At 37.8% G+C, this 12,621-nt stretch carries 9 protein-coding genes; 7 read left to right on the forward strand and 2 right to left on the reverse strand.

All coding sequences use genetic code 11. From position 1 onward, the window contains the following. The first annotated feature begins 160 nt into the window (after positions 1 to 160). From metK to TL18_RS00390, 3 genes are all read left to right on the forward strand, one after another. Positions 161 to 1,336 (forward strand): methionine adenosyltransferase, encoded by a 1,176-nt coding sequence (gene metK, locus TL18_RS00380; RefSeq protein WP_067039706.1) that lies wholly within the window; start codon positions 161 to 163, stop codon positions 1,334 to 1,336. A gap of 186 nt (positions 1,337 to 1,522) precedes the next feature. After that, positions 1,523 to 2,794 carry a serine hydroxymethyltransferase gene (gene glyA, locus TL18_RS00385; protein WP_067039709.1) on the forward strand — a complete coding sequence of 424 codons (1,272 nt, stop codon included), beginning with the start codon at positions 1,523 to 1,525 and terminating at the stop codon, positions 2,792 to 2,794. 1 nt (position 2,795) lies between these two features. Then, positions 2,796 to 3,488, forward strand: coding sequence for a dihydromethanopterin reductase (acceptor) (locus TL18_RS00390; RefSeq protein WP_067039712.1), 693 nt, complete (start codon positions 2,796 to 2,798; stop codon positions 3,486 to 3,488). On the opposite strand, the gene TL18_RS00395 is transcribed toward TL18_RS00390, so the two are convergent. Together TL18_RS00395 and TL18_RS00400 are read right to left on the reverse strand one after the other, a co-directional pair. Next, the gene (locus TL18_RS00395; protein ID WP_067039714.1) at positions 3,474 to 3,800 is read right to left on the reverse strand and encodes a DUF192 domain-containing protein; all 327 of its coding nucleotides are present in this window, start codon (positions 3,798 to 3,800) and stop codon (positions 3,474 to 3,476) included. The two genes, TL18_RS00390 and TL18_RS00395, sit on opposite strands and share 15 nt — an antisense overlap. Before the next feature lie 60 nt (positions 3,801 to 3,860). After that, complete coding sequence (locus tag TL18_RS00400) at positions 3,861 to 4,517, reverse strand: DsbA family protein (protein ID WP_067039716.1); 657 nt, start codon at positions 4,515 to 4,517, stop codon at positions 3,861 to 3,863. Between the two features lie 307 nt (positions 4,518 to 4,824). Between TL18_RS00400 and ileS the strand changes: the two genes are divergently transcribed. From ileS to TL18_RS00420, 4 genes are read left to right on the forward strand one after another with little or no spacing between them, the layout of a single operon-like run. After that, a complete protein-coding gene (gene ileS, locus TL18_RS00405) occupies positions 4,825 to 8,058 on the forward strand; it encodes an isoleucine--tRNA ligase (RefSeq protein WP_067039718.1) in 3,234 nt (1,077 codons plus the stop codon). Positions 8,059 to 8,068: 10 nt separating this feature from the next. Then, positions 8,069 to 10,207 (forward strand): phosphoribosylformylglycinamidine synthase subunit PurL, encoded by a 2,139-nt coding sequence (gene purL, locus TL18_RS00410; RefSeq protein WP_067039720.1) that lies wholly within the window; start codon positions 8,069 to 8,071, stop codon positions 10,205 to 10,207. Positions 10,208 to 10,229: 22 nt separating this feature from the next. Beyond that, positions 10,230 to 11,447: a gephyrin-like molybdotransferase Glp gene (gene glp, locus TL18_RS00415; protein WP_067039722.1), complete on the forward strand. Its 1,218-nt coding sequence runs from the start codon at positions 10,230 to 10,232 to the stop codon at positions 11,445 to 11,447. A gap of 16 nt (positions 11,448 to 11,463) precedes the next feature. Beyond that, positions 11,464 to 12,597, forward strand: coding sequence for a site-2 protease family protein (locus tag TL18_RS00420; RefSeq protein WP_067039724.1), 1,134 nt, complete (start codon positions 11,464 to 11,466; stop codon positions 12,595 to 12,597). Positions 12,598 to 12,621 lie beyond the last annotated feature (24 nt).

The raw sequence follows: 12,621 nt of genomic DNA on the forward strand, positions 1-12,621 counted from the left end.
ATTTCTCATAAAAAATCAAGGATTTCCTATTTTTTTCGTAATTTTCAACAATTTATATATAATATTTAAGATATATACAATATAGAATAGTTAAAATAGTAATACATTCTCTCAATTTAAGTATTATAATGATGATTTAACTTAGACTATTGGTGATGATATGAACGAAGTATATAGGACATTTACATCAGAATCAGTAACTCAAGGACACCCTGATAAGGTTGCTGATATTATTTCTGATGCGATATTAGATGCATACATGGAACAAGATAAGAATTCACATGTTGCATGTGAAACCTGTGTAACAACCGATTTCTGTATGGTATTCGGTGAAATAACTTCTGAAGCCCATATAGGTAATGATGAAATTGAAAAGATTATAAGGGATACAATTATCGAAATCGGTTATGATAATCCTGATTTAAAATTTGATGGCCACAGTTGTGAAGTTGTATCCAGACTTCATGAACAATCTGCAGACATCAACCAAGGCGTAGATCGTGGAGATGAAGAAACTGGAGCAGGTGACCAAGGAATGATGTTCGGTTTTGCAACCAACGAAACAGAATCATTAATGCCTTACCCAATCGACCTTGCACGCAAGTTAACCAACAAATTAACCCAACTTAGAGAAAGCGGAGAGATTCCATATTTAAGGCCTGACGGAAAAGCACAAGTATCCGTTAACTACGATAAGGACGGAAACGTCGTTTCACTTGATGCAGTGGTATTGTCAACCCAGCATGATGAGACAATGTCCATGAATCAGGAACAACTAAAAGAAGACATTCGCGAAAAGCTCTTCAAAGCAGTCATTCCAGATGAATTGATGACAGAAAATACCAAAGAACACATAAACCCAACCGGAAAATTCGAAATAGGCGGTCCTCATGGAGATGCAGGTCTAACAGGACGTAAAATCATTGTAGATACCTATGGAGGATATGCCCGCCACGGTGGAGGAGCATTTTCAGGTAAAGACTGTACCAAAGTGGACAGAAGCGCATGCTACATGGCAAGATACATCGCAAAAAACATTGTAGCAAGCGGACTTGCTGAAAAATGTGAAATTCAGCTATCCTATGCGATTGGAGTTGCAGAACCAACTTCAATTATGGTAGACACCTATGGTACCGCAGCCGATATTGGAGACATGACCTTTGAGGAAATCGTACGTGAAAACTTCAAATTAACTCCTGATGGAATCATCGAAACATTAGGATTAAGGGACACTACCTATAAGCAAACCGCTAAATACGGTCACTTCGGTATTGAAGGTCTTCCATGGGAAAAAACAGACAAAGTCGAAGATTTGAAAAAATACATTAAAGGTTAAAACTTTCCTCTTTGAGGATAAGTTTCCATATTTTTTTTATTTTTATAGTTTTATTTTTTCATTTTTTGTTTATTTTTAATTTTCAGAATTATTTTTATTTTAAAAACACGGTTTTTCATAACTATTATATTAAATGATTTACAAAAATTATAGCATAATAATTTAATTGGATATTAGGTGTAGTAAATGACTAATTATCATGACGAAATTTTAAATTTTGAGAAAATCGCAAAAGAACATACTGAATATATGAGGAACAGTATCAACCTTATTGCTTCTGAAAACGTAACAAGTGTAGAAGTAACTGAAGCTGTAGCAACAGATTTTGCTCACAGATACGCTGAAGGACAAGCATTCCAAAGATTTTATGAAGGATGCCAATATATCGACTTAATTGAAGATAAAACCAAAAAACTTTCATGTGAATTATATGACTGTGATTATGCTAACGTTCAACCGGTTTCCGGTGTAACAGCAAATCTTGCAGCATTTTTCGGATTTGGAAAACCTGGTGATAAAGTAATGGCATTGGAAGTACCATCAGGAGGTCACATTTCCCATGCTGATGTAAGTGCTGCCGGTATTCGTGGTCTTAAAACTGTTTTCCACCCATTGGATAAGAATGTAATGAACATTGACATTGATGCAATGAACAAAAAGATTTTAGAAGAAAAACCACAAATAATCTTGTTCGGTGGAAGTTTATTCTTATTCCCTCATCCAATTAAAGAAGCTCGTGAAGCAGCTGATGAAGTTGGAGCTACTGTCATGTATGATGGAGCACACGTATTAGGTCTTATTGCAGGAGGTCAATTCCAACAACCTCTTAAAGAAGGAGCAGATTTAATGATGGGAAGTACCCACAAAACATTCCCGGGTCCTCAAGGAGGAATCATTCTTTCAAGCAAAGAAAACGAAGAACGTATTGATGAAGCGGTATTCCCAGGTGTAGTAAGTAACCACCATTTACACCACTTGCTTGGTTTAGGCATTGCAACTGCTGAAATGCTTGAATTCGGTGAAGCTTACGCTAAACAAATCATCAAAAACGCTCAAGCATTAGGTCAGGCAATGTATGAAAGAGGATTCAATGTGTTATGTGAAGATTTAGGATTCACCGAGTCTCACCAAATCGCAGTAGACTTAACCAACATCAGATCAGCATCAGACATTGCAAAGGAATTAGCTGACAACAATGTTATCCTAAACAAAAACCTCTTGCCTGGAGACAACAGGGACAACTCCGATGATCCATCCGGTATCAGGATAGGTACTCAGGAAATCACAAGAAGAGGTTTAAAAGAAAAAGAGATGGATGAAGTTGCAGAATTCATCAAACGTGTTGCAGTTGATAAGGAAGACATTGCTGATGAAGTAGCTGAATTCATGAACCAATACACAAAACTTGACTATTCATTCTCCGACAGAGAAGCTTACCAATATCACACTTTAGATTAAAATGAGAATCGGATTTGCATTTACTGGAGCTGGTCATTTACTACGTGAATCAGTAATAGCGGCTGAAAAATTAGCCGGCGAGCATGAAGTCACTATATTTTTATCAGGGGCTGCAGAAGAGGTCCTTAAAATGTATGGGCTTTATGACCGTGTTGTTGCACTCACTGGCGGAAAGTATCGTGAGCTAGCCACTGATTCAAACCAAAAATTTTCATATCCAATAACAGGTCGCCTGTCCTTAGGCAAATATGACCTATTGATAGTTTCACCAGCCACAGCAAACACCGTTTCAAAAATAGTTTACGGAATAGCCGATACTTTAGTAACCAACGCCGTTGCGCAATCTGGAAAAGGTGCCGTTCCGGTTTATATGGTGCCGGTTGACATTCATCCGGGACCAATTGACACTGTCTTGCCGTCCAAGATGGAATTGTCCAAATGCGAAAACTGCGATGAGTGTTATGCGGCTCTTGCCTGTGAACAGGGAGCTATTATTCCACATGAGGAAATAGACTTGACAAAATGTATCGGTTGCGGATTGTGCAGAAACACATGTCCAAATGATGCAATTTCCGAAGGCAAAATCATTACAATCTACATGAGGGATATTGACATTGAAAATACTCGCAAGTTGACAAGTATTGACAATATTCAGATTTTCGAAACTCCTGACGAAATTTTAGATAAAATCTAATTCGTCACCTATTTCTATTTTTAAAATATCTTTTTTTGTTTCTAAAACGTATTTTACCTGATTTTTTCCCTTATAGAATCTCCAGGGCTTTAACGTTGTCTTGTCGACGACTGATTTTTTTTCATCTAGAAAATAGACATCGATTTCAAATCTCATGAATAGGGTGTGGATGCTTGAGTCCTCAAGGTTGGTGAATACCATGCAGAAGTCAATATCCTTTTTCAGCATCAATCCTTTAAATCGCTTAAAAAAAGTATCTGCATATCTGATTTCCATATTGATTAATTCATAAGTTGTTCTGTTAAAAATCATGAATTAATATTCTTTATTTTAAAATATTTAAATTTTTAATAAGTTTAAAGCAATATTGATTTAAATGAATGTTTTGTTTCTTATTTCCCCACTTAATAAGTCTTTAAAAGCAGTTTTGAAATATTCCTTTTCGAAAACTCCCGGTATTATCAGCCGCTCATTTTTGTAATATAGGAAATAATAGGGAATTGTTGTTATTCCATTGGATAGCGCTTCATCCATGTCAAGATACACTTCGATTTTCAGCGAATCCTTTTCAAGAAATTCTCTTATTTCATTTTCATCCAATCCGCAGGAAGAAGCTATTTTTTTTAAAACGTCATGGTTTGCGATATTTTCATTTCTAATGAAGTTGTATTCAAATATTTTAAAAACAAGTTCCAAAGCTATCTGAGGATATTTGTCCTGCACGTATTTTACAAGTCTGTGGGCATCTTTTGAGCTATTGATGACCATATCTCTGTAGTTGATGTTTAAACCCTCGGCCTTGGCTATTTTTTCCAGGTCTTCTATTTCTCGTCTCGCGTCGTTTAATGACAATCCGTTTTTGATGGCGTGCCTTTCAACGGCAGGGACGTTATTGGAATCAGGTTCAAGTTCAAATGATCTCATTTCCCATTCCGCGTCCAAATCCAGTTCATCGCAAACGTTTTTTATTCGGTTCAGGCCGATATATGAATAAGGACAGTTGAAATCACTTAAATAAAGTATTTTCATTTTTTACCATCTTCGGATTTTTTGGAATCATCCTTATCTTTGTAAATCTTGTATAGCTTTATCATATTGTCTACGGCTTTGAATAGTGAATTGTATTTTCTGTGAAATCCCATAATGTTATTTTTAATCTTTATTTTATATCAAATTTTTCCAGAAAAAATAGGGTCATGATAAGTTAATATAGTATGTAGTAGATAATATATAGTATAATGTTATATATGTGAGCAATATCCGTAGAGTACATCTCGGTTTTTTGTATTGTTCATTTTTTAATTTAAAGACATAATATTAATTCAGAGGAGTTACAATGCCAATAAAAGAGGCAGATAAATCATATAATCACGATAAAATAGAAAAGAAAGTGCAAAAATTCTGGAAGGAATATGACACTTTCAAAAAGGTTAATGAACTTAGGGAAAAAGGTCCAAGATATTCATTTTTAGATGGTCCTCCTTATTGTAGTGGTAAAATACACTTAGGTACAGCTTGGAACAAGGTTATTAAGGACACCTATCTCAGATACAAATCCATGAATGGATTTAGCTTAAGAAGACAAGCCGGATGGGATATGCATGGTTTGCCGATTGAAAACAAGGTAGAGCATTTACTTAACATTCAATCCAAACAGGAAATCGAAGAGATTGGAATAGACAAATTCGTCGATAAATGTAGGGAATTTGCTTTGGAAAACAAAGTGGCTATGGAAGAGCAATTCGACCAATTGGGCGTTTGGATGGATTGGGAAAATCCTTACATGACTTTGGATCCGAAATACATGGAATCCTCTTGGTGGACACTTAAAAGAGCAAATGAACAGGATTTACTTGTAAATGACCAAAGGGTAATCAGCTGGTGTCCTCACTGTGGAACTGCTCTTGCAGCTGCAGAAATTGAATATGAAGAAAAGGAAGACCCGTCTATTTACATTAAATTCCCGGTTCGCGGTGAAGAAAATACCTATTTCCTCGTTTGGACAACTACTCCTTGGACATTGCCTGCAAACATGGCAATTTGTGCAAACCCTGAATTCGATTATGTTTACGTTTCAAAAGACGGAGAAACTTATATTTTAGCTGAAAACTTAATGGAAACAGTTTTAGGCCGTCAAGTTAAAATTCACAGAACCAAAATCCCTGCCGAATCAGAAGATGAAGAAGACCAAATCATTGAAGAAAAAGAAGTAATGTATGAAGTCATCAAAACAGTCAAAGGCGAAGAACTCATTGGAATGAGCTATGACTACATTCTTATGGATGAAGTTCCAAAACATGCTGAATTCGATGAAATAGATTCAGTCCATAAAGTCCTGTCCGGAGACCATGTTGAACTTGGCGAAGGTACAGGTTTAGTGCACACAGCACCAGGACACGGTCCTGACGATTTTGAAGTTGGTCAAGCTAACGGAATTCCAATATTCTGCCCTGTAGGCGAAGACGGATGCTTCAATGAGGATGCAGGAAAATATGCTGACGGATTTACAAAAGATGAAAATACTCAAATCATCAAGGATTTAGAAGATAAAGGCTTGATGTACAGATCAGAAACCATCGAACACAGATACGGTGTATGCTGGAGATGTAAAACTCCTATCATCTACCGTGCTACAAAACAATGGTTCTTGAAAGTAACAGACATTAAGCAAAAGATGCTTGATGAGATTGCCAACGTCGAATGGGTACCTAAATGGGCCGGTGAAGGAAGATTCCATGATTGGGTTGACAATGCCCGTGACTGGACAATTTCAAGACAAAGGTTCTGGGGTATTCCAATTCCTATATGGGAATGTCCTGACTGTGGTGAAATCAAGGTTATAGGATCTCTTGATGAGTTAAAACAAGAATCCTTAAATGAAATCACTGTCAGCGATGCTGAACTTATACACAGGCCATATGTCGATGAAGTTGAAGTGAAATGTGACAAATGTGGCCAAACCATCAAAAGAATTCCTGACGTATTGGATGTATGGATTGATTCAGGAGTAGCTGGATGGGCTTCACTTTACTATCCGGAAGAAAAGGATAAATTTGAAGATTGGTTCCCTTATGACTTTATTACAGAAGGCCATGACCAAACCAGAGGATGGTTCTACTCACAACTCGGTACTGGAGTAATTTCAATGGGTAAAAGTCCATATCAAAAAGTTTTAATGCACGGATTTGTATTAGATGAAAACGGAAATAAGATGTCCAAATCCTTAGGAAATGTCGTGTCTCCGGAAGAAGTGATTGAAAAGTACGGAGCGGATGTTTTAAGATTCTACCTGTTATGGGCTTCAAAACCATGGGATGACTTGAAATTCGTATGGGAAGAGCTATTGAACATCAACAAAATGTTCAACATCCTATGGAACGTATACGTATTTTCAACCACTTACATGTCCTTGGATAACTTCGACCCTACTGGCCTTACAGAAGACAAGATGGTCTTAAGGCCTGAAGACAAATGGATAATATCCAAAGCAAATACTCTGGTAAAAGAAGTGGCTGAAGACTTGGATAAGTTATTCTTCCACAATGCGACAAGAAAAATAAATAATTTCATTTTGGAAGACTTGAGCCGCTGGTATGTAAGGCTTATCCGTGGAAGAACCTGGGTTGAAAGCGATGATCCGGATAAATTAGGCGCATATTACAGCTTATACACAGCGCTTGTCAAATTAATATCAGTATTATGTCCAATAGCTCCTCACATATCAGAGGAAATCTATGAAAACCTTGTTAAAGGCGTCAATCCTGATGCGCCTGAAAGCATTCATATGAACGATTGGGGATATGACGAAGATGCGATTGATGTTGAATTGGAAGCAAAAATGGATGTTGCCCGCGAAGTGATTGAGGCTTCAATCAGAGCACGTGACATGGCACAATACAAGCTTAGATGGCCAGTTTCAGACATTACAGTTGTATCTCAAGATGAAGATGTATTGAAAGCTATTGAAGAGCTAGAGGAAATTATCAAAGATCAGTCAAATACTAAAGAAGTTTTAAGGGCCAGCGAATTTGACAAACTGTCATTCATTGCAAAACCAAACCTTAAAATCTTAGGTCCAAAGCTTAAAGGCGACATGGGCAAAGTCGTTAAAGGTTTGAAGACTGCAGACGGCAATCAAATCAAGGCTGAACTTGAAGCAAATGGAAGCGTAGTTATTGAAGGAATTGAATTATCACCAGAAGAAGTATTGTTCGATTCAGAACTTCCAGATGATTTTGTATCTTCTGAATTTGATGGTGGAAACGTATTTGTAAATACAAACATCACCTTGGAAATCAGACAGGAAGCTATGGCTCGTGAACTCATAAGAAGAATTCAGGACATGAGAAAAGAACTGGATCTTGATGTTGAAGCAAACATAAGTGTAGATGTAGAAACTTCAGCAGAATTCAAGGACTTAATCGTACCGCAGTGCGAAGTCATATCTCATGAAGTAAGAGCTAAAAGCTTAATTATCACTGACACAGAAGAATGCAGTAAAGATTCTAAAGATTATACCAAAGAATGGGATATTGAAGGAGAAAAAGTAATTATTTCAATTAAAAAATAAGGGTGTTAAAATGACTTTAGCCGATTCTGAAATTGAATATATTGAAGGAATCCTTGGTAGGAAAATGAACGAATTAGAGGAAGGAATGCTTGACGTAATGTTTTCAGAACATTGTTCCTACAAAAGCAGCAGGCCATTCCTAAGGGCTTTCCCAACCGAGGGTGAAAATATTATTTTAGGTCCAGGTGACGATGCTGGACTTGTATCCGTAACTGACAAATATGCATTGGCAGTAGGAATGGAATCCCACAACCACCCATCAGCTATTGAACCTTATGGAGGGGCTGGTACAGGTATCGGTGGAATTTTAAGGGACATTATCTCAATGGGAGCAATGCCTATTGCACTTTTAGATTCACTTAGATTTGGACCATTGGAAGACGAAAAATCCAGATACTTATTCGAACATGTTGTAAAAGGAATTTCCGATTACGGAAATCGTGTAGGGGTTCCGACCGTTGCAGGCGAAATTGAATTCGACGAATCATTCAGAACAAACCCTCTTGTAAATGTAATGTGCGTAGGGCTTGTTGAAAAAGACAAAATCGTTCGCGCTGAAGCACCGAACATTGGCGATGTATTCCTTTTGATGGGAGGAACAACAGGCCGTGACGGTATCCATGGTGTAACATTTGCATCAGAGGAATTGACATCAGACAGTGAAACAGAAGACAGGCCGGCCGTACAGGTGGCTGACCCATTCACCAAAAAGAGGGTATTGGAAGCTTCTTTAGAAATCCTCGAAAAAATCAATGTCAGTGGTGTAAAGGATTTAGGTGGTGGAGGCCTCACATGCTGTATTTCAGAGCTTGTTGATTCTTCAAGCAACGGTGCATTGGTAGACCTTCGTGCAATTCCTTTAAGAGAAACCGGAATGACTCCATATGAAATCATGCTTTCAGAATCACAGGAAAGGATGGTATTTGTCATAAACCCTGACGATGTTGAGCTTGCAAAACAAATCTGCGATAAACATGAAATCGCATCCTCAATCATCGGAGAAGTAATTGAAGGAAACAACATGATTATTTCAGATGAAGGTGAAGAAATCGCTAACTTGCCGACTATCCTTTTGGCAGATCCACCTTCAATCGACAGACCTATCTGCGAAATTCCAGAGGATACAGAAAAAATTGAACTTAAAGAACCTGGAGTTTATGAATCTTTACCAAAATTATTGGCCAGTCCAAATATCGCTTCAAAAGAGTGGGTTTACAAACAATACGACCATGAAGTTCAAGTAAGGACAGTTGTAAAACCTGGCGATGACGCGGCTGTTTTAAGAATTGATGAAAATACAGCCATTGCGCTTACTACTGATTCAAACACAATCCACACCAAACTGTCTCCATTTGATGGAGCGGCAGGATGTGTTGCAGAAGCCATCAGAAACGTAATTTCCATGGGTGCAACCCCATATGCTGTTGTGGACTGTTTGAATTTCGGAAATCCTGAAACTCCAGAAATCCTATGGCAATTTAAAACAGCTATTGAAGGAATGAGTTTGGTGGCTGAAAAATTTGATGCGCCGGTCATCAGCGGAAATGTAAGTTTCTATAACGAAACAGAAGGAATCAAAATCAATCCTACACCTGCTGTAGGGGTAATTGGTGTTGAAAATATTGAAAATATCAGGACCATGGACTTCAAGAATGAAGGGGATAAGATTATTTTAATAGGTAAGACTTATGATGAGTTAACAGGTTCAGAGTACCAAAGAACCATTCACAATATAGAAAAAGGAACAGCTCCAAGAATCAGAATTGATGATGAGGTAGCTAATGGTCAAACAGTCTTAAAATTAATCGATGACGATGCAGATAAAAATATCACAGCAGTTCATGACGTTTCAGCAGGAGGTTTGGCGGTAGCCTTATCCGAAATGGTCATTAAGTCAGGGCTTGGATGTGAAGTTGAATTGAAAGATGATGAATTGGATAAAATTCAATTGCTTTACTCAGAAAGTCATGGCAGATACATTTTAACCGTAAAAGCTGATGCATTGGATGATGTTTTATCTCAAATTGATGTTGATGTTTGTGTCATTGGTGAAGTGAAAGGTGACTCATTAATCGTTAATGGTCATGAATTTAGTTTTGAAGATTTAGATAATGCATATCATGGTGTTATTGAGCAGTACATGGCTTAAATAACTTGGGGGAGTTTTTCACATGTTTCTATCTAAACTGGATTCTTTATCTAATGCGATTAAATTAGTTAATGATAATCTGAAAATCACGGAAATTGAAGAGATTCCATTATATGGAGCACATAAAAGGGTTTTAGCTGAAGATATAATTGCATTTCATGATTCACCGCCATTCGACAAATCCGCAATGGATGGTTTTGCAGTGATTGGTGAAAATACCTTTGGAGCTTCACAATCCGCTCCTAAAAAATTGAAGGTTATTGATGCAATCGGCGCTGGAGATTTCTCATCAAAAAAAGTCGGTGAAAACGAAGCTATTGTAATAGCTACCGGCGCTCCAGTTCCTGAAGGGGCAAATGCAGTTATAATGAAGGAGTATACCACTTGCGATGGTGATGAGTTAACAATATATTCTCAAGTGACTCCAGGTGAAAACGTGAGTCCGAAATCTGAAGACATTGAAAAGGGTCAAAAGATTCTGGATAAGAACACTTTCATCAGATACCAGGAGTTGGGATTAATTGCCTCAGCGGGTTATGATACTGTTAAAGTATTTAAGAAGCCTAGAGTCAAGATTATCATCACAGGCAATGAATTGGTAGAGCCAACCAAGGAAGAGATTGATAAGGCTAAAATTATTAACTCCAATCAGTTCACAATCAAGGCAATGGTGGAGGATTCAGGTGCTATTGCTGATATTGGTCATGCAGGAGATACTTTTGATGAAGTGAAGCAAGCCGTTTTGGAAGCTAGCGAAGAGTATGATGTAATCATGACCACAGGGGGAACAGCCATCAGTAAAGGAGATGTTGTCCTTGATGTTGTTGATGAGCTTGGTGAAATATTGTTCCATGGGGTAGCTATTAGGCCAGGAAAACCTGCGGGTGCTGGAATAGTTAATGGAAAGATGATATTTACTTTTTCAGGTCAGCCTGTTGCTGCAATGAGCCAGTTTGACATGTTTGCAAGAAAGTATTTGTTTGAAATGCAAGGCAGGTCTTTTGATTTCCATATTGTTAAAAGAGTATCCCAACTTAAAATACCTTCACAACTTGGAAGGACTGATTTCGTACGTGCAGTTTCTGATGATGAACATGCAAAGCATGTGCTCAATAGAGGTTCTGGCATTATTAGGTCAATGGTTGAGGCGAACAGCTATATCATAATCAACGAAAATGATGAAGGATATCAAAAGGATGATATAGTTGATGTTGTCTTCTTTGATTCACTACTTTGGTAAGTAATGGTGTATTTTAATGAATGGTATTTACTATTATTTGATAGCTTTTGCTGTCATCTGGATATTGGTCGGAATATTTCATGAAAAGCTGTCAAATCATGGTGTGGAATTGAACTTTCCGGTCATCATGTGGAAGACTACAAAGCTGAGAGGGCTGATATCTAGAATAAACAATATTTCCCCGAAATTTTGGAAATGGTATATGAATGTTGGGATAGTAATATCATTTGCCGCAATGATTTTCATTTCATGGACATTGATCAGTTCGCTTCAGACAGCTCTTGAAGCACCTTCCGTTTCTATTGTTATTCCCGGAGTTGAAATTCCCGGATCACCTATTTTTGTTCCATTTTTATCCGGATTCATAGCTCTGGCTACGGTTTTGGTTGTGCACGAGTTCTCCCATGGAGTTCAGTGTGTAGGTGAGAAAGTTCCAATCAAATCAATAGGATTGCTGCTTTTTGCCATTCTTCCGGGAGCTTTCGTAGAGCCCGATGAGGATGAACTTAAAAAAGCCAGCAAAATCTCTCGTTTAAGGGTTTATGGTGCCGGGTCAATGGCAAACATGACTCTTGCTTTGATAGCTATTCTGATTGTTATGGGTGCTGCTTATGGGATTCCACATTTCTTTGCTGAAGATGGAATTGAAATAAGTCATATTGTTGGTGATTCCCCATCAGACGGTGTTTTAAAGGAAGGAATGGTTGTTGAATCCATTGACGGCCATGTCATTAACGATTCGCAAACTTATCTGAATTTTGTCGGTTCATTCAAGCCTGGAGACAATATCACTGTCGGAACAGACCAGGGAGACTATTCGGTCGTGCTTGGTAAAAATCCTAACAACGAATCAATAGGATTTTTCGGAATTCAGGCAGGCAAGCATTTCAAATTGGCAGATAACAGTTTAGGCCCTCTTCCATGGGCATTATTTACTATAATTGATATATTCCAATGGATCTTTACACTTAACTTGGGAATTGGTCTGTTTAACCTGCTCCCAATCAAGCCTCTCGACGGAGGGCATATGCTTGAAATATTATTGACATACAAATTGACTGAAGCTCAGGCAAAGCCTATCGTCAATGCCATTTCAGCAGTATTTGCAATGATTGTTATCTTTAGTGTGCTGGCTGGTTTTCTTGGTTAACTGCCTGTTTTAAATTTTAAATTT

The organism is Methanobrevibacter sp. YE315 (assembly GCF_001548675.1).
In the GTDB taxonomy this organism is placed as follows: Archaea; Methanobacteriota; Methanobacteria; order Methanobacteriales; family Methanobacteriaceae; genus Methanocatella.